The organism is Burkholderia sp. BDU5 (assembly GCF_001522845.1).
In the GTDB taxonomy this organism is placed as follows: Bacteria; Pseudomonadota; Gammaproteobacteria; order Burkholderiales; family Burkholderiaceae; genus Burkholderia; species Burkholderia mayonis.
Genome location: NZ_LOWC01000173.1, coordinates 121,720 through 139,227, shown reverse-complemented (window position 1 = coordinate 139,227; position 17,508 = coordinate 121,720). Strand labels below are relative to the sequence as shown.

General features: G+C 70.2%; 15 protein-coding genes. 7 read left to right on the top strand and 8 right to left on the bottom strand.

Features of this window, described 5'->3' with window-relative positions; translation table 11 throughout:
• Positions 1 to 155: 155 nt before the first annotated feature.
• The 5 genes from WS69_RS29470 to WS69_RS29450 all read right to left on the bottom strand — a co-directional run bounded on the left by WS69_RS29470 (position 156) and on the right by WS69_RS29450 (position 4,163).
• Complete coding sequence (locus WS69_RS29470) at positions 156 to 542, bottom strand: hypothetical protein (protein ID WP_059474168.1); 387 nt, start codon at positions 540 to 542, stop codon at positions 156 to 158.
• 308 nt (positions 543 to 850) lie between these two features.
• Positions 851 to 1,081 carry a sulfurtransferase TusA family protein gene (locus tag WS69_RS29465; RefSeq protein ID WP_059474167.1) on the bottom strand — a complete coding sequence of 77 codons (231 nt, stop codon included), beginning with the start codon at positions 1,079 to 1,081 and terminating at the stop codon, positions 851 to 853.
• Positions 1,082 to 1,219: 138 nt separating this feature from the next.
• Positions 1,220 to 2,257, bottom strand: a complete 1,038-nt coding sequence (locus WS69_RS29460) for a Gfo/Idh/MocA family oxidoreductase (RefSeq protein ID WP_059474166.1) — start codon at positions 2,255 to 2,257, stop codon at positions 1,220 to 1,222.
• Positions 2,258 to 2,269: 12 nt separating this feature from the next.
• The gene (gene iolG / locus WS69_RS29455; protein ID WP_059474165.1) at positions 2,270 to 3,289 is read right to left on the bottom strand and encodes an inositol 2-dehydrogenase; all 1,020 of its coding nucleotides are present in this window, start codon (positions 3,287 to 3,289) and stop codon (positions 2,270 to 2,272) included.
• On the bottom strand, positions 3,282 to 4,163 hold the full coding sequence (locus WS69_RS29450; RefSeq protein ID WP_059474164.1) for a MurR/RpiR family transcriptional regulator: 882 nt from the start codon (positions 4,161 to 4,163) through the stop codon (positions 3,282 to 3,284). The genes iolG and WS69_RS29450 overlap by 8 nt, the downstream gene beginning before the upstream one ends.
• 236 nt (positions 4,164 to 4,399) lie before the next feature.
• Between WS69_RS29450 and WS69_RS29445 the strand changes: the two genes are divergently transcribed.
• The 7 genes from WS69_RS29445 (at position 4,400) to iolB (ending at position 13,270) form a co-directional block, all read left to right on the top strand.
• A complete protein-coding gene (locus tag WS69_RS29445; protein ID WP_059474163.1) occupies positions 4,400 to 5,449 on the top strand; it encodes a sugar ABC transporter substrate-binding protein in 1,050 nt (349 codons plus the stop codon).
• Positions 5,450 to 5,550: 101 nt separating this feature from the next.
• Positions 5,551 to 6,696, top strand: a complete 1,146-nt coding sequence (locus WS69_RS29440; RefSeq protein WP_059474162.1) for an ABC transporter permease — start codon at positions 5,551 to 5,553, stop codon at positions 6,694 to 6,696.
• Positions 6,697 to 6,708: 12 nt separating this feature from the next.
• Complete coding sequence (locus tag WS69_RS29435; RefSeq protein ID WP_059474161.1) at positions 6,709 to 7,509, top strand: ATP-binding cassette domain-containing protein; 801 nt, start codon at positions 6,709 to 6,711, stop codon at positions 7,507 to 7,509.
• Between the two features lie 13 nt (positions 7,510 to 7,522).
• A complete protein-coding gene (locus WS69_RS29430; RefSeq protein ID WP_059474160.1) occupies positions 7,523 to 9,520 on the top strand; it encodes a bifunctional 5-dehydro-2-deoxygluconokinase/5-dehydro-2-deoxyphosphogluconate aldolase in 1,998 nt (665 codons plus the stop codon).
• 10 nt (positions 9,521 to 9,530) lie between these two features.
• Positions 9,531 to 11,549 (top strand): 3D-(3,5/4)-trihydroxycyclohexane-1,2-dione acylhydrolase (decyclizing), encoded by a 2,019-nt coding sequence (iolD, locus tag WS69_RS29425; RefSeq protein ID WP_059474207.1) that lies wholly within the window; start codon positions 9,531 to 9,533, stop codon positions 11,547 to 11,549.
• The gene (iolE, locus tag WS69_RS29420; RefSeq protein ID WP_059474159.1) at positions 11,546 to 12,466 is read left to right on the top strand and encodes a myo-inosose-2 dehydratase; all 921 of its coding nucleotides are present in this window, start codon (positions 11,546 to 11,548) and stop codon (positions 12,464 to 12,466) included. The genes iolD and iolE overlap by 4 nt, the downstream gene beginning before the upstream one ends.
• A complete protein-coding gene (gene iolB, locus WS69_RS29415; RefSeq protein ID WP_059474158.1) occupies positions 12,467 to 13,270 on the top strand; it encodes a 5-deoxy-glucuronate isomerase in 804 nt (267 codons plus the stop codon). It begins immediately after the preceding gene.
• Between the two features lie 458 nt (positions 13,271 to 13,728).
• On the opposite strand, the gene WS69_RS29410 is transcribed toward iolB, so the two are convergent.
• Genes WS69_RS29410 through WS69_RS29400 form a run of 3 tightly spaced genes read right to left on the bottom strand, consistent with a single transcriptional unit; the run spans position 13,729 to position 17,508 of the window.
• Positions 13,729 to 14,433, bottom strand: a complete 705-nt coding sequence (locus WS69_RS29410; protein WP_059474157.1) for an ABC transporter ATP-binding protein — start codon at positions 14,431 to 14,433, stop codon at positions 13,729 to 13,731.
• Positions 14,430 to 16,580 (bottom strand): branched-chain amino acid ABC transporter ATP-binding protein/permease, encoded by a 2,151-nt coding sequence (locus tag WS69_RS29405; protein WP_059474156.1) that lies wholly within the window; start codon positions 16,578 to 16,580, stop codon positions 14,430 to 14,432. The genes WS69_RS29410 and WS69_RS29405 overlap by 4 nt, the downstream gene beginning before the upstream one ends.
• A complete protein-coding gene (locus WS69_RS29400) occupies positions 16,573 to 17,508 on the bottom strand; it encodes a branched-chain amino acid ABC transporter permease (protein ID WP_059474155.1) in 936 nt (311 codons plus the stop codon). Before WS69_RS29400 ends, WS69_RS29405 begins: the two co-directional genes overlap by 8 nt.

The following is a 17,508-nucleotide window of genomic DNA, read 5'->3' as shown; positions in this document are numbered from 1 at the left end:
TCAAAAACGGGGCACGCCTGAGCGCGCGTTTTCATGATGGTAGTATGAAAACGTCCTGAGAAATGTGCGTATCGCCGCGTAATTATGTCAACGGTGATCGAGTCGCTCGCCGCGCTGCCGGCTGATTGCCCGACGAGCGCACCGGGAGCGCTCCGCTAGGCCGGATCGGTTTCGAATACGTCGCGTGAGATCGGGCGCGACGCGTGTTGCAATGCGTCATGCAGACGGCCGCGCACGTGTTCCCAAGCGGCGCGCGCATAGTCCGGCTGATCGGCCGCCCATGCGTGCGCGAGATCGAACACGCGCTCGACGGTCGCCGCGCAGCGCGTCAAGTCCGGCTGCGGACTGCCGAGCGCTTCGCGCATCCATTCGGCGAGCCAAGGCATCTCGACTGCGCTCGCATCCGCATATGCCTCCAACGCGGCACGCGCATGGCGATCATGCTCGGGATCGAGCTCGACGCGCTGCATCGGCCGCATCCGCTCGCGCGCCTTGCCGTTCGGCTCGAACGGTATCCGAATCGTTCCCGATTTGAACAGCATGACACTCCCCTGTTTGCCGCAACGACACGCACGGGGCATGTCCTTCGCGATACGTCCCGTCCGCAGCCGCGGCACCGCGCGGTGTGTTTCTGCAGACGAGATCCGACAGCGCAGTATAGGCAGTGCGCGGCGACAGGTGGTTTAAGGATTGTCAGATGCGACGAGCCGCCTTCGGCCCGGCGACGGCGGCTTGCGGCGTTCGCTCGCGGCATTCGCTGCGGCGTTCGCGCGGGGAGCGCGCAATGAAAAATGCCGCGTCGGGCGCGCCCGCGCGGCATCGGAACGATGCGGCGCCGCCGCCTTGCGCGTCAGCGGCGGCGCATCAGGAAAACGAACGTCTTGTCCTGCGTCGTCGACGACTCGACGATCTCGTTGCCCGTCTGCTTCGCGAACGCGGCGAAATCGCGCTGCGAGCCGGGATCGGTGGCGAGCACCTTGAGAATCTGGCCGCTTACCATGTCGGCCAGCGCTTTCTTCGCGCGCAGGATCGGCAGCGGGCAATTGAGCCCGCGCGCGTCCACTTCCTTGTGAATGAGCATCGGCTTTCGACCTTCGAATGGCGCGCCGTCGCGGCGCTTGTCGGAACGCACGATTCTACCGCATGCGCCCCCAACCGCACCCGCGCGCGAGCAAGCGCCGACGCGCGCGCAGCCGGCTGCCCGGCGCGCGTCAGAGGGCTACAGTTCCACCGCGCGCCCGGTCCGCAGCGACTCGCGCAGCGCATGGCCGATCCGCGTCGCCTCGAGCGCGTCCGCGAGCGTCGCGCCGCCCAAGCCGCTCTCGCCCCGCACCGCCGCGACGAACGCCTGCGCCTCGATCAGGAACGCCTCCTCGAAGCGATCGAAGAACGTCGGCGTGCAGGCGTTGCGGATGCCTGTCGCGTCGTGGATCTCGACGCGGTTCGCGCGCGGGTTGCGGCCGATCGTGAGCGCCCCGGCGGCGCCGATCACCTCCGAGTGCGTGTCGTTGCCGTGCGCCATCGTGCGCGACGCGTAGAACATCGCGAGCCGGCCGCCCTCGAACTCGCAGATCGCGACGCCATTGTCGACGTCGCCGCACGCGCGCAGGCCCTCGTGCAGCGCGATCGCGCCCGCCGCGTACACGCGCTTCGCGCGCGGCGCGCCGAGCAGCCACCGCGCGACGTCGATGTCGTGCACCGTGCAGTCGAGGAAGATGCCGCCCGAGCTCGGCGCGAAGCGCACGAAGAAGCCCTCCGGATCGTTCCGGTCGCAGGTCTGCGAGCGCACGAGGAACGGCCGGCCGATCGCGCCCGCCGCGACGCGCTCGTATGCGTCGCGGTAGCTCGGATCGAAGCGGCGCATGAAGCCGATCGTCGCGACGAGATGCGGCCGCGCGCGCGCCTCGGCCAGCACCCGCTCGCACTCGGCGAGATCGAGCGACAGCGGCTTCTCGCAGAACACGTGCTTGCCGGCGGCGAGCGCCGCGACGATCTGGTCCGCGTGCAGCGCCGACGGCGTGACGAGCCACAACGCATCGAGCTCGGGATCGGCGACGAGCGCGTCGAAATCCTCGTAGACACGCGGCACCTTCAGCGCGTCGCGCGCCCACGCGCATTCGTCCGCGACCGGGCTGCACGCGGCGGCAAGCGCCGCGCCCGCGACGCGGCGCGCGAGGTTTTCCGCATGTCGCCGGCCGAGCCGGCCGAGCCCCGCGATGCCGATCCGCACGGGGGCTGCGCTATGGCTGACTGTCATCGCATCGCTCCTTCAGGCCGGCGCTTCGCCGAGCTTCACCGCGCGCCCTTCGCGCCACGACCGCGTCGCGGCCTCGGCGAGCTCGAGCGCCTTCACGCCGTCCGCGACCGTCGTGCGCACCGGCTCGCCGTGCGTCACCGCGGCAAAGAAATGCTCGATCTCGCGCGCGTACGCGGCGCGGTAGCGCTCGAGGAAGAACGCTTCGGGCAGGTCGGTCGACACCGCGTGCGCCGAATAGCCCGTCACCTCGGTCGGCCGCACGTTGCCCGCCTGCAGCATCCCGGCGCTGCCGAGCACTTCGAAGCGCTGGTCGTAGCCATACGCGGCGCGGCGCGTCGTGTTGATCTGGCAGAGCCGGCCGCGCTTCGTGCGGATCGTGACCGCGGTCGAATCGACGTCGCCCGCGTCCGCGATCGCCGGATCGGTGAGGCAACTGCCCGTCGCGTGCAGCGTGTCGGCATCGTCGTCCAGGATCCAGCGGAAGATGTCGAAGTCGTGGATCAGCATGTCCTTGAAGATCCCGCCCGAGTGCCTGATGTAGTCGACGGGCGGCGCGCCCGGATCGCGGCTCGTCACGACGAGCATCTCCGGCGCGCCGATCTCGCCCGCGTCGATGCGGCGCTTCACCGCCTCGAAGGTCGGATCGAAACGGCGCTGGAAGCCGATCATGCAGACGACGCCCGCTTGCGCGACGGCCGCCTCGCACGCGCGCGCCCGCGCGACCGTCAGGTCGACGGGCTTCTCGCAGAACACGTGCTTGCCCGTGCGCGCGGCGCCGGCGATCAGGTCGGCGTGCGTGTCGGTGCTCGAGCAGATCACCGATGCGCCGATCGACGCGTCGCCGAGCGCACCGTCGACGTCGGCGACCTGCGCGCCGTGCTGCGCGGCGAGCGCGGCCGCCGCATCGCGGTTCACGTCGACCACGTACTTGAGCCGCACGCCGGGCCGGCGCGCGAGATTGCCCGCATGGATGCGGCCGATCCGCCCGGCGCCGAACACGGCGACGTTGATCGTCGGTACTGCGTCAGTCATCGTATCCTCCCGTGTCCTTGACTTCTTCGACGTTCAATTCCAGCCGGTACGCGAGCGCGATGAAGAGCGCCTGGCACAGGCAGATCGTGCTCGTCAGCGAACGGAACGCGAACGCGCTCCCCTCCTTCACGAGCAAATGGGCGCTCGCGTCGCGCGCGAGCGGCGACAGGCGGCCGTCGGTGATGACGAGCGTCTGCGCATGGTTGTGGCGCGCGGCGCGCAGGCAGTACTGCGTCTCCTTGCCGTACGGCGCGAAGCTGATCGCGATCACGACGTCGCCCTTCTTCACGCTGCGGATCTGCTCGCGGTACATGCCGCCGAGCCCCGACACGAGGTGCACGCGCTTCGCCGTATGCTGCAGCGCGTACACGATGTAGCTCGCGACCGGAAACGAGCGGCGCACGCCGACCACATAAATGTTCTCGGCCTTCTCGAGCATCGTGACGGCCGCGTCGAACTGGTCGTCGTCGAGGCCCGCCGCGAGCTCGTCGAGGCCCGCGCGCGACGCGTCGATGAACTGCCGCGCCACCGCGCCGCCCGTCATCGGGCCCGATTTGCCGTCGATCAGGTTGCGAATCCGCTGCTGGTAGCTCTGCACGGTCGGGTTCTGGCCCGTGTACGCGTCCTTGAACACCGCCTGCAGATCGGAAAACCCGGAAAAGCCGAAACGCTGCGCAAAACGCACGACGGCGGACGGATGCACGCCGCAGCGCTCGGCGATGTCGCTCGTGCGGTCCATCATCACGCTCGAGCGGTGCGCGTCGATGTACGACGCGATGTGCTTCAGTTGGCGCGGCAGCGCGTCGTAGGCGTCGGCGATCCGTTGCAGCAGGTCGTCGACGGCGGGCGTCTCCGGTGGTGTCGTGTCGTCCATGTCCGTTGCGGCCGGCGGGCGCCGCGTCGCGCATCGCGCGCGCCGCGGACAGCATCCGGCTCGTTGTCTTGTCGTGCACCGAGTATAGGCATTCCGGATTCAAAATGGAATAAATTTTCCATTGCATGATTAAATAAAATTTTCTTTGCAATCCAAGGCGGATTGACCTAACCTTGCTCGTGAACGCGGCCCGGCCTGCGTTCGCCCGAAAACGACAGACAGAGAAAGGTGGAGACATGAGACTTTGCACTGGCAAGGCCGTCCTGCGCGCGTGCGTCGCCGCGATCGCCGTCGCGACGGGCGTGGGCGCCGCGGTCCCGGCGGCCCAGGCGGCGGACGCCCGGTTCGCGCTGATCAGCCACGCGCCCGATTCCGATTCGTGGTGGAACACGATCAAGAACGCGATCAAGCAGGCGGACGAGGATTTCAACGTCACGACCGACTATCGCAACCCGCCGAACGGCGACATTGCCGACATGGCGCGCTTGATCGAGCAATCGGCCGCCCGCGACTACGACGGCGTGATCACGACGATCGCCGACTACGACGTACTGAAGAACGCGCTCAAGAAAGTCACCGCAAAGAAGATCCCGCTCGTGACGATCAACTCCGGCACCGAGGAACAGAGCGCGCAGCTCGGCGCGATCATGCACGTCGGCCAGCCTGAGTACGTCGCGGGCCACGCGGCGGGTGAGAAGGCGAAGGCGGCGGGCGTGAAGACCTTCGTCTGCGTGAACCACATCGCGACCAACAGCGTGTCGTTCGACCGCTGCCGCGGCTTCGCCGACGCGATCGGCGCCGACTACAAGCGCTCGACGATCGACTCCGGCCAGGACCCGACCGAGATCCAGTCGAAGGTCAGCGCGTACCTGCGCAACCATCCGGACACGCAGGCGATCCTGACGCTCGGCCCGGTGCCCGCCGCGGCGACGCTGAAGGCGGTCCAGCAGATGGGCCTCGCGAACAAGCTGTTCTTCGCGACGTTCGATTTCTCGGACGACATCGCGAAGGCGATCCAGAGCGGCGCGATCAAGTTCGCGATCGACCAGCAGCCGTACCTGCAGGGCTACATCCCGGTCGCCGTGCTCGCGATCGCGAAGCAGAACAAGACCGCCGATCCCGCAAAGATCCGCCAGATCCTCGAGGCGAATCCGAAGTTCCAGGCGCGGCTTTCGACTTACGGGCTGCAACCGTCGTACGGGCCGAAGAATATCCGGTCCGGCCCTGGCTTCATCACGAAAGAGAACATCGACAAAGTGCTCAAGTACGCGGGACAGTACCGCTAACGTCCATCGCATCGATTCGCACGACGCGCGGGCGCTCGCCCGCGCGCTTTACCGGCGACGCGGAGCCGAACGCGCCGAGCGCCGGGCATCAAGGAGACATCATGGGTGTAGTCGGCAAGCACATGTCAGCGCATGCGCACGAGAAGCCGCAGCCGGGCGCCGCGTCCGACGAACGGCTGCGCGGCGAAGCGTGGTTCCAGCGCTTTCTCAATCGTCCCGAGTTCGCCGCGATTTCCGGCGCCGTGCTCGTGTTCGCGGTGTTCGCGTTCGGCGCGGGCGGCTCCGGCATGTTCAATCTCGACGGGATCATGAACTGGTCGCAGGTCGCGGCCTATCTCGGCATCCTCGCGGTCGGCGCGTGCCTCTTGATGGTCGCGGGCGAGTTCGACCTGTCGATCGGCTCGATGATCGGCTTCGCCGGGATGATGGTCGCGATCCCGACCGTCTACTTCCACTGGCCGATCTGGCTCGCTATCCTGTTCGCGTTCGCCGGCTCGATGGCGCTCGGCGCGCTGAACGGCTATCTCGTGATGCGCACGAAGCTGCCGTCGTTCATCGTCACGCTCGCCTTCCTGTTCATCCTGCGCGGGCTCACGCTCGCGCTGTCGATCATGTTCGCCGACCGCACGATCGTGTCGGGCCTCGGCGACTACGCGCACGCCGATCCGATCACGCATGTCCTGTTCCAGGGCGTCGCGTTCCATGACCTGTTCCGCTGGCTCGCGCACGTCGGCGTCGGCCAGGTGCTCGACAACGGCGAGCCGCTCGTGCCCGGCGTGCCGAAGGTGCTGCTGTGGTGGTTCGCCGTCACCGCGATCGGCGCGTTCGTGCTCGCGAAGACGCGCTACGGCAACTGGATCCTCGCGTCGGGCGGCGACGCGCACGCGGCGAAGAACGTCGGCGTCCCGGTGCGCCGCGTGAAGATCTCGCTCTTCGTGCTGACCGCGTTCTGCGCATGCCTGTTCGCGGTGCTGCAAGTGGCCGACATCGGCTCGGCCGCGGCCGACCGCGGGCTGCAGAAAGAATTCGAGGCGATCATCGCCGCGGTGATCGGCGGCACGCTGCTCACGGGCGGCTACGGATCGGTGATCGGCGCGGCGTTCGGCGCGCTCATCTTCGGCGTCGTGCAGATCGGCATCACCTACACGAACATCAGCTCGGATTGGTTCCGCGTGTTCCTCGGCGTGATGCTGCTCGTCGCCGTGCTGTTCAACCACTATGTCCGCCGCCGCGTGTCGCAATCGTAACGGAGTTCAAGCATGTCCACGCCAGCATCCAACGAGACGATTCTCTCACTCGAGAACGTCAGCAAGTATTTCGGCAAGGTGATCGCGCTGTCGGGCGTCACGCTGCGCCTGAAGCGCGGCGAAGTGCACTGCCTCCTCGGCGACAACGGCGCCGGCAAGTCGACGCTCATCAAGACGCTCGCGGGCGTTCACCCGCCGTCCGACGGGCAGTACCTGGTCGACGGCAAGCCCGTCCTGTTCGAATCGCCGAAGGATGCGCTCGACCTCGGCATCGCGACCGTCTACCAGGACCTCGCGCTCGTGCCGCTCCTCTCCGTCGCGCGCAACTTCTTCATGGGCCGCGAGCCGCAGAAGAAGCTGTTCGGCTTCGTCAACGTGATGGATCTCGATTCGAGCGCTCGGATCGCCCGCGCGAAGCTCGCCGAGATGGGCATCAACGTGCGCGATGCGCACCAGCCGATCGGCACGATGTCGGGCGGCGAGCGGCAGTGCCTCGCGATCGCGCGCGCGATCCACTTCGGCGCGCGCGTGCTGATCCTCGACGAACCGACCGCCGCGCTCGGCGTCAAGCAGAGCTTCAACGTGCTGAAGCTGATCCACGCCGCTCGCGCGAAGGGGATCTCGGTGATCTTCATCACGCACAACGTGCATCACGCGTACCCGATCGGCGATTCGTTCACGCTGCTCAACCGCGGCCGCTCGCTCGGCACCTTCACGAAGGAGACGATCGGCAAGAACGAAGTGCTCGACATGATGGCGGGCGGCGCCGAGATGCAGAAGATGATCGCCGAACTCGACGGCGCGACCATTTGATCCAGGACTCGCGATGACTTCCCCTACTCTCTCCTTTGCGCAGCATCGCCCGCTCGACGTGATCTGCATCGGCCGCGTCGCGGTCGATCTCTACGCGCAGCAGATCGGCGCGCGGCTCGAGGACGCGTCGAGCTTCGCGAAGTATCTCGGCGGCTCGTCGGGCAACATCGCGTTCGGCTGCGCGCGGCTCGGCCTCAAATCGGCGATGCTCTCGCGCGTCGGCCACGACCACATGGGCCGCTTCGTGTCCGAGACGCTCGCGCGCGAAGGCTGCGACACGAGCCGCCTGCGCACCGATCCCGAGCGCCTGACCGCGCTCGTGCTGCTCGGCCTGAAAGACCGCGACACGTTCCCGCTCGTCTTCCATCGCGAGAACTGCGCGGACATGGCGCTCGACGAGAACGACTTCGATGAGGCGTTCATCGCGTCGTCGAAGGCGCTCCTCATCACCGGCACGCACTTCTCGACCGAGCAGGTGATGCGCGCGAGCCGGCGCGCGCTCGACTACGCGCGCCGCAACCAGGTGCGCACGGTGCTCGACATCGACTATCGCCCGGTGCTGTGGGGCCTGACCGGCAAGGCCGACGGCGAGACGCGCTTCATCGCGAACGAAGGCGTGACCGCGCACCTGCAGCGCATCCTGCCGCGCTTCGACGTCGTGATCGGCACCGAGGAGGAATTCCGCATCGCGGGCGGCAAGGACGCGCTCCTCGACGCGCTCGCGATGGTGCGCGCGGTGACGAGCGCTGCGCTCGTCGTCAAGCGCGGGCCGCTCGGCTGCTCGATCGTCGACGGCGACGTGCCCGCGACGCTCGACGCGCTGCCGCTCATCGGCGGCGTCGAAGTCGACGTGATGAATGTGCTCGGCGCGGGCGACGCGTTCGCGTCGGGCTTCCTGTCGCAATGGCTGCGCGGCCGCCCGTTCGACGAAGCGGCGCGCGCGGCGAACGCGTGCGGCGCGCTCGTCGTGTCGCGGCACGGCTGCTCGCCCGCGATGCCGACGCCCGCCGAGCTCGCGTATTTCCTCGGCGAGGCGAAACGCGACCCCATGCGGATGCGCCGCCCCGATCTCGATCCGACGCTCGCGCGGCTGCACCGCGTGACGCCCGCGCGCGCGCCGCGCGACGAAGTGCTCGGCTTCGCGTTCGATCATCGCAACCCGTTCTTCGAGCTCGCGCGGCTGACGGGCGCGAGCGTTGCGCGCGTCGAGCAGCTCAAGCGCCTGTTCGTCGAGGCGGTCGCGCAGACGGAGGCGCAGCTCGGGCTCGCCGGCCGGATCGGCGTGCTGATCGACGACCGTTACGGGCAGGACGCGCTCAACGACGCGACCGGTCGCGGCTGGTGGATCGGCCGGCCGGTCGAGCTGCCCGGCTCGCTGCCGCTCGAATTCGATCACGGCCGCTCGATCGGCACGACGCTCGTGTCGTGGCCGCAAGAGCACATCGCGAAGTGCCTCGTCCAATACCATCCGGACGAGCCCGCCGAGCAGCGGATCGAACAGGAGACGCAGTTGCGCGCGCTGTACGACGCCGTGCAGGCGAGCGGCCACGCGCTGTTGCTCGAAGTGATCCCGCCGCGCCGCGCGGACCTGCCGCAGGCCGCCGACACTGTGTACCGCGCGCTCAAGCGCCTGTACAACATCGGCATCCATCCGGAATGGTGGAAGCTCGCGCCGCTCGACGCCGCGCAATGGAAGGCGATTGACGCACTGATCGCCGAGCGCGATCCGTACTGCCGCGGCGTCGTGCTGCTCGGCCTCTCGGCGCCCGTCGACGAGCTCGTCGACGGCTTCAAGGCGGCGGCCGCGTCCGCGACGTGCCGCGGCTTCACGGTCGGCCGCACGATCTTCCACGAGCCGAGCCGCGCGTGGCTCGCGGGCGAGATCGGCGACGCCGAGGTGATCGCCCGCGTGCGGCAAACGTTCGAGACGCTGATCGGCGCATGGCGCGCGGCCCGCGCAAGCGATGGCGCGCACGGCCGGCACGCGGCCGCGCGGCGCGTGGCCGCCTAGGAGCCCATGCATGAATCGCAGCGCAATGGACAATGAAACCCTACGAGACCCGAGCGTGAACGACATCATCGACGATCCGGCCGCGAACGCCTCCGGCACGATCCGGCTGACCGCCGCGCAGGCGCTCGTGCGCTATCTGGCCGCGCAGCGCGTCGCGGCCGGCGACGGTGGCAATGGCGGCAACGGCCATGCCGGCGGCGCCGAGCTCCTCTTCGGCGGCGTGTTCGCGATCTTCGGACACGGCAACGTCGCGGGCCTCGGCGAAGCGCTCTATCAGCACCGCGACACGCTGCCGACCTATCGCGCGCACAACGAGCAGGCGATGGCGCACGCCGCGATCGCGTACGCGAAGGCGCACTTCCGCCGCCGGATGATGGCCGTGACGACGTCGATCGGCCCCGGCGCGACGAACCTCGTCACCGCAGCCGCGCTCGCGCACGTAAACCGGCTGCCGGTGCTGCTCCTGCCGGGCGACGTCTTCGTGTCGCGCGCGCCGGACCCGGTGCTGCAGCAGATCGAGGATTTCCACGACGGCGGGATTTCGGCGAACGACGCGTTCAAGGCCGTGTCGCGCTACTTCGACCGGATCGTGCATCCGGCGCAGCTCCTCACCGCGCTGCCGCGCGCGCTGCGCGTGCTGACCGACGCGGCCCTCTGCGGCCCCGTCACGCTCGCGCTGCCGCAGGACGTGCAGGCGATGGCGTACGACTACCCGGCCGAATTCTTCGCGCCGCGCGTCGTCACGTTCCATGCGCCCGCCCCCGTCGAGGCCGAACTCGAAGCGGCGCTCGCGCAACTGCGCGCGGCGAAGCGGCCGTTCATCGTCGCGGGCGGCGGCGCGCTCTACAGCGAAGGCGGCGCGGCCGCGCTCGCCGCGTTCGCCGAGCGACACGGGATTCCGGTCGGCGAGACGCAAGCGGGCAAGAGCGCGCTGCCGTGGGATCATCCGCTCAACGCGGGCGCCGTCGGCGTCACGGGCTCGCCCGCCGCGAACGCGCTCGCGAACGACGCCGACTGCGTGATCGCGGTCGGCACGCGGCTGCAGGACTTCACGACGGGCTCGAACACGCTGTTCGCGCAGGCGCGCGTCGTCGGCATCAACGCGAACGCATTCGATGCGCTGAAGCACCGCGCGTCGATCGTCGAGGCCGATGCGCGGCTCGCGCTCGACGCGCTCGGCGCGCGCCTCGAAGGCTGGCGCGCTCACACCGCGTGGACCGCGCGCGCGCACGCGCTCGCGGGCGATTGGCGCGACGCCGTGACGGCCGTCACGCACGCGCCGCAGCGCGCGGGCGTGCTGCCGTACGACGCCGACGTGATCGGCGCCGTCCAGCGCTCGGCGCCCGGCTCGGCCGCGCGCGACATCGCGGTCTGCGCGGCGGGCACGCTGCCCGCCGAGCTGCACAAGCTGTGGCGCTCGGCGGCGCCGGGCGGCTATCACGTCGAATACGGCTATTCGTGCATGGGCTACGAGATCGCGGGCGGCCTGGGCGCGAAGCTCGCGAAGCCCGATCGCGAAGTGATCGTGATGGTCGGCGACGGCAGCTATCTGATGATGAACAGCGAGATCGCGACGTCGGTGATGCTCGGCGCGAAGCTCATCGTCGTCGTGCTCGACAACCGCGGCTACGGCTGCATCAACCGGCTGCAGCAGGCATGCGGCGGCGCGCCGTTCAACAACCTGTTCGACGACTGCGTGCAAGGCCCGCCCGGCGCGCCGCCGATCGACTTCGCCGCGCACGCGCGCGCGCTCGGCGCGCACGCGGAGCACGTCGCCGACGTCGCGGCGCTCGAAGCGGCGATGGCGCGCGCCCGCGCATCCGATCGCACGTACGTGATCTGCATCGACACCGATCCCGCCCGCACGACGGCCGACGGCGGCTGGTGGTGGGAAGTCGCGGTGCCCGAAGTGTCGCCGCGCGACGCGGTGCGCGACGCACGCGCGAACTACGAGCGGCAGGTCGCCGCCCGCACGAGCGCCGGCTCCGCCTCATCTTCCGCAACCTCTACCCCGGAATCATCGACATGAGCGCATCCGACATCCGTATCGGCGTCAATCCGCTGTCGTGGATGAACGACGACCTGCCGTCGCTCGGCGGCGAGACGCCGCTGTCCGTCGCGCTGGCCGAAGGCCGCGAGATCGGCTATGAAGGCTTCGAGCTCGGCAACAAGTTTCCGCGCGAACCGCAGGCGCTGAAGGCCCTCCTCGCGCAGTACAACCTGTCGCTCGTGTCCGGCTGGTACTCGGGGCGGCTCGCCGAGCGCGGCGTGCAGAAAGAGATCGACGCGGTCGGCCCGCATCTCGAGCTGCTCGCGAAGAACGGCGCGACCGTGATGGTGTACGGCGAAGTGGCCGGCACGATCCAGGGCTCGCCCGCGCCGCTCTACCAGCGCCCGCGCTTCGTCGACGACGCGCAATGGGACGCGTACGCCGAGCGCATCGACGCATTCGCGCGCTACACGCTCTCGCAGGGCGTGCGGCTCGGCTATCACCATCACATGGGCGCGTACGTCGAATCCCCCGCCGACGTCGACCGCCTGATGGCGAGCACCAGCGACGCGGTGGGCCTGCTGTTCGACGCCGGGCACATGACGTTCGGCGGCGGCGATCCGGCGGCCGAGCTCGCGAAGCACATCGGCCGCGTGTGCCACGTCCATTGCAAGGACGTGCGCCCGGCCGTGATCCGGCTCGCGCGCAACCGCAACTGGAGCTTTCTCGACGCCGTGATCGCCGGCGCGTTCACGGTGCCGGGCGACGGCTCGATCGATTTCCCGACGATCATCGACATGCTCAAGCGCCACGGCTATCACGGCTGGCTCGTCGTCGAGGCCGAGCAGGATCCGGCCGTCGCGCCGAGCTACGCGTATGCGCAACAGGGCTACCGGACGCTGCGCGCGCTCGTCGACGCGCCGCTCTCGCCCGCCGATCACCAGGAGGCGGCTTAAATGAGTTTGCTCGTCAAGGGCGCGGGCGACGGCGCGTCGATCGCGCGCGTCACGCCGGAATCGGCGCATTGGAAGCACGTCGGCTTCGCCGCGTATCGGCTGAAGGCGGGCGAGGCGCTCGAGCTCGCCGAGGCGGCGCGAGAGATGTGCATCGTCGTGCTGACGGGCACCGTCGACGTCGAAGCGGGCGACGGCGCGCGCTGGACCGAGCTCGGCTCGCGCGACAGCGTGTTCGACGGCGTCGCGCCGTATGCGCTGTACCTGCCGCCGAAGCGCTCCGTCACCGTGCGCGCGTCGCGCGACGCGGAGCTCGGCGTCGCGAGCGCGCCTGCGGCCGGGCGCTATCCGGCGCGGCTCATCCAGCCGTCGCAGATGCAGCGCTCGGTGCGCGGCAGCGGCGCGAACACGCGCTACGTCTGCGACATCCTGCCGCAAACGGAGCCGGCCGAATCGCTGCTCGTCGTCGAGGTGCGCACGCCGTCCGGGCACTCGTCGAGCTATCCGCCGCACAAGCACGATACCGACAACGCGCCCGTCGAAAGCGCGCTCGAGGAGACGTACTACCACCGCGTGCATCCGCCGCAGGGCTTCGTGTTCCAGCGCGTGTACACCGATTCGCGCGACATCGACGAATCGATGGCCGTGTGCGACCACGACGTCGTGCTCGTGCCGCGCGGCTATCACCCGGTCGTCGTGCCCTACGGGTACGAGTCGTACTACCTGAACGTGATGGCCGGGCCGACTCGTGCGTGGCACTTCAAGAACGATCCCGCGCACGAGTGGATGCTGAGCGGCGGACGGTGACGACGGGGCGGTGCGGGCCGGCGTATGCGAAGCCGGGCCGCGCGCGGGCGATCGACGTTCGGGTCGATCGCCCGCGTTTCCCTCGTGTCGGGGTGCGGGCGTCGAACGCCCGGCGCCCGGCTGCCGGTTCGTCGGAAACACCGCTTGCTCAGCGCTGGCCCGGCCGCGAGCGGATCGTCGCACGGTAAGTGTTCGGCGAGCTTTTTCGCCCACCACGCAGGTCGCGCTTTTCGATTGCGGCGCTCGACGCTGCGCGCGGTCCGCGTTGCCCTCATGGCCTCGGCCTACATCGGCGATTGCCCTCGCAGCCGATGCGCCGGCCCGTTCCCGGCATCGGCCGCCCGACGCTCGCACGAAGCACCGCCGAGTCGCCCGGCCGACGACCCGCCGCCGCTCCGATCAGAAAATCGGCGGACCATCCAAGCGACGGCGGCGGAACCCGCTCGCCCGGCCGACGCTCAACCAACGCTGAGCCAACGCGCGACCGTTTCCGCATCGAGCGCATCGGGCGCGCCTTCATGGACGATTCTTCCCCGCCCCATCACCGCGACGCGCGACGCGAGCGCCGGCGCAAGCTGCATCCGCTGCTCGATCACGAGCAGCGCGACGCCTTGCGCCTTTGCGTCGGCAAGACACGCGCGAACCTGCTCGACCGCGAGCGGCGCGAGCCCTTCGGCCGGCTCGTCGACGATCAGCACGCGCGGCGCGCCGATCAACGCGCGCGCGAGCGCGAGCATCTGCTGCTCGCCGCCCGACAGCACACCCGCCTTCGTCCGCCAGCGCTCGGCGAGCATCGGATAGCGCTCGCGCGCGTCGGCGAGCGCCGCGCGCGCGGCCGAGCGACGCGCGCCGCGCAGTCCGAGCCGCAAATTGTCCTCGACGCTCAGCAGCGCGAACACGTCGCGGCTCTCGGCGACGTAGCCGACGCGATGCCGCGCGATCGCGAACGGCGGCTCGCCCGCGACGTCGACGCCGTCGATGCGCACCGCACCGGCGACCCGCACCATGCCCATGATCGCCTTCGCGAGCGTCGAGCGGCCCGAGCCGTTACGGCCGATCAGCGCGACGGCTTCGCCCGCCGCGATCCGCAGGTCGACGCCGTCGAGCACCGGCAGCGCGCCGTATCCGGCGCGCACGCCGCGCAGTTCGAGCAGCGCGCTCATCGCTCGGACGCCTCGCCGAGATACGCGGCGCGCACCGCCGCGTTCGCGCGGATCGCCGCGGGCGTGCCGGTCGCGACGAGTTCGCCGCGCACGAGGACCGACACGCGATCGGCGAAACCGAACACCGCGTCCATGTCGTGCTCGATCATCAGCACCGTCTTGCCCGCCGTCGCGCGCCGAATCAGTTCGATCGTCCGCCGCGCCTGGTCGCGGCTCATGCCCGCCGTCGGCTCGTCGAACAGAAACACCGACGCGCCGCTCGCGAGCGCGAGGCCGACGTCGAGCGCGCGCTGCTCCGCATAGCTGAGGCTGCCCGCAAGCACGTCGCGGCGCGCGGCGAGGCCGATCGACGCGAGCGCGGCGTCGGCCGCGCGATCGATCGCGGCGGCGCCGGCGAGCCAGTTGCGCCAGCGGCGACGCTGCCCAGGCGCGTGAAGCGCCGCGCAACGCAGGTTGTCATGGACGGTCATCCGCGCGAACACGCTCGTCTGCTGGAAGCTGCGCGCGAGCCCGAGACGCGCGACCGCATGCGGGCCGCGCCGCCCGAGCTCGACGCCGTTCAGCGCGATGCGTCCGCGCGTCGGCGCGCGCGCGCCCGCGATCAGGTCGAAGAGCGTCGATTTGCCCGCGCCGTTCGGGCCGATCAGCGCGTGGCGCTCGCCGTGCCGGATCGTCAGATCGACGCCGGCGAGCACCGGCGTCGCGCCGAACGATTTGCCGACGTTCGTCACGCGCAGCGCGGGCGGCGAGGTCGCGGCCCGCACGCTCGCGCGGTCGAGGCTTCCCGCGGTGGCGCCAGGCTCCATCGGCGTAGCGAACGACGTGGCGTCGTCGGACACGCTCGCGCGATCACGCGCGCTCGCCGGGCCAACCACGTCGCTCGCGTCACGCACATCGGATGCGTCGGCGACATCGACATCCGCCTCATTCGATCGATGCACGCCGCCCCGCCGCCGCGCCGCCTGCGCGAGTCCCGCGCCGATTGCCGCGGCGGCCGCCGCGATGCCCCAACCGAACGGCGCGCCGGCATCGAACCGCCAAAGTCCGATGACCGCGCGCCGCCCTTCGTCCTGCGCGAACCGCAGCGCATACGCGAGCTCGACGACGAACACGATCGCGACGCCCAGCGCGATCGCCGCGCCCGCGCCGAGCAGTTCGCGCCGCCAGTCGACGCGCGCGCCGCCCTGCCGCCGCGCATCGCGCCGCGCGCGCCACCCGCCGCTCACGCCGCCCGGCGCCGCCAGCACGACGGCGACGAACAACACGCCCAGATACAGCAGCCACGCCCGCGACACGCTCGCGACGAACACGCTGAAGAACGTCAGCAGCGCCGCGCCGACGACGGGCCCGAAGAACCCCGTCGCGCCGCCGATCACGGTCGCGAACAGCACGGCGCCCGAGCGCAGCATCCCGACGCTCTCCGACGTTGCGACCTCGACATCGATCAGCGTGAGCGCACCCGATACGCCTGCAAAAAACGCCGCCGCGACCGCCATCGCGTAGCGCACGCGACGCGGATCGGTGCCGAGCGTGGCGACGCGCGCCGGGTTGTCGCGGACCGCGTTCGCGAGCCGCGCGAACGGCGTGCGCGCGAGCGCGCGCATCGTGGCCGCCGCGCCGATGCACCAGAGCGCGATCAGCGCATACGCGTGCATCGGCCGCGCGAAATGCCACGCGCCGAGCGCGGGGCCGCTCGCCCGGTCGATCGACACGCCTCCCGCGCCGCCGAACCAGTCGGGCACGCTCCACGCGGCCGCGGCGACGAGTTCGCCAAGCCCGAGCGTGATCATCGCGAACGCGGTGCCCGCGCGCCGCGTCGCGATGAAGCCGAACAGCGCGCCGAAGCCCGCGCCCGCGACGCCGCCCGCGAGCGGCACGAGCGGCAGCGGCAAGCCATAGCGGTTGAACACGTGCGCGGCGGCGAACGCGCCGAGCCCCGCGAACGCTGCGTGCCCGAACGACAGCAGCCCGGTCGTGCCGAGCAGCAGGTTGTACGACAGCGCGAGCACGATCAGCGCGGCCGTCTGCGCGAGATAGCCGAGCATCCAGCCGCACGGCCACGCGAGCGCGGGCACGGCGAGGAGCGCGATCAGCGCGAACCACGGCCACGCATGCGACAGGCGGCTTCGCACGGTCGCGCTAGACATCGGCGCGCTCGCCGAACAGGCCGCGCGCGCGGCAAGCGAGCACCGCGACGAGCAGCAGATACGGAATCAGCGGCGCGAGCTGCGCGACCGTCAGCGCGCGCCACGCGTCGGGCAGCGCGATGCCGGCCCACTCGGCGGCCGCGCCGAGCGACGCGCTGCTCGCCGTCGCGAACGTCTGCGCGCAGCCGACGACGAGCGATGCGGCGAGCGCGCCCGCGAGCGAGCCGAGCCCGCCGATCACGATCACCGCGAACACGACCGAGCCGAGCGTCTCCGCCATCGCAGGCTCGATCACCGTGAGCGGCGCGCCGATCACGCCAGCCAGCGCGGCGAGCGCAGTGCCCGCGGCGAACACGAGCGTCATCACGCGCGGCACGTCGTGGCCGAGCGCCTCGACGGCCGCGCGATGCGTGAGCGCCGCGCGCACGACGAGCCCCGTTTGCGACACGCGCAGCCCCGCCCACGACACGCCGAGCATCGCGACCGACACGGCCATCATGAACACGCGATACCGCGAAAACGCGGCGCCGTAGACGGTGAACGCGGCGCCGTCGAGCGCGGCCGGCACGGGCGCGGCGAGCGGCGCGAGCCCCCACGCGAGCTTCACGCCTTCGGCGATCAGATACGCGAGCCCGAACGTCAGCAGCAATTCGTCGAGATGGCCGCTCGCCCTCACGCGCCGCAGCAGCGTGCGCTCGCACAGCGCGCCGAACGCGCCGACGACGAGCGGCGCGACGGCGAGCGCGAACCAGAAATTCGTGTGCGCGGCGATCGCCAAGCCGACGTAGGCGCCCAGCATGTAAAAGCTCGCATGCGCGAAATTCAGCACGCCCAGCATGCTGAAGATCAGCGTGAGCCCCGCGCACAGCATGAACAGCAACAGCCCGTAGCTCAGGCCGTTCAGCAGATTGATGACGATCGACTGCAC

Coding starts and splice junctions, on each gene's coding strand:
- WS69_RS29470 (WP_059474168.1), bottom strand. CDS start 542: ATGCTGTTCAAATCGGGAACGATTCGGATACCGTTCGAGCCGAACGGC.
- WS69_RS29465 (WP_059474167.1), bottom strand. CDS start 1,081: ATGCTCATTCACAAGGAAGTGGACGCGCGCGGGCTCAATTGCCCGCTG.
- WS69_RS29460 (WP_059474166.1), bottom strand. CDS start 2,257: ATGACAGTCAGCCATAGCGCAGCCCCCGTGCGGATCGGCATCGCGGGG.
- iolG (WP_059474165.1), bottom strand. CDS start 3,289: ATGACTGACGCAGTACCGACGATCAACGTCGCCGTGTTCGGCGCCGGG.
- WS69_RS29450 (WP_059474164.1), bottom strand. CDS start 4,163: ATGGACGACACGACACCACCGGAGACGCCCGCCGTCGACGACCTGCTG.
- WS69_RS29445 (WP_059474163.1), top strand. CDS start 4,400: ATGAGACTTTGCACTGGCAAGGCCGTCCTGCGCGCGTGCGTCGCCGCG.
- WS69_RS29440 (WP_059474162.1), top strand. CDS start 5,551: ATGGGTGTAGTCGGCAAGCACATGTCAGCGCATGCGCACGAGAAGCCG.
- WS69_RS29435 (WP_059474161.1), top strand. CDS start 6,709: ATGTCCACGCCAGCATCCAACGAGACGATTCTCTCACTCGAGAACGTC.
- WS69_RS29430 (WP_059474160.1), top strand. CDS start 7,523: ATGACTTCCCCTACTCTCTCCTTTGCGCAGCATCGCCCGCTCGACGTG.
- iolD (WP_059474207.1), top strand. CDS start 9,531: ATGAATCGCAGCGCAATGGACAATGAAACCCTACGAGACCCGAGCGTG.
- iolE (WP_059474159.1), top strand. CDS start 11,546: ATGAGCGCATCCGACATCCGTATCGGCGTCAATCCGCTGTCGTGGATG.
- iolB (WP_059474158.1), top strand. CDS start 12,467: ATGAGTTTGCTCGTCAAGGGCGCGGGCGACGGCGCGTCGATCGCGCGC.
- WS69_RS29410 (WP_059474157.1), bottom strand. CDS start 14,433: ATGAGCGCGCTGCTCGAACTGCGCGGCGTGCGCGCCGGATACGGCGCG.
- WS69_RS29405 (WP_059474156.1), bottom strand. CDS start 16,580: ATGTCTAGCGCGACCGTGCGAAGCCGCCTGTCGCATGCGTGGCCGTGG.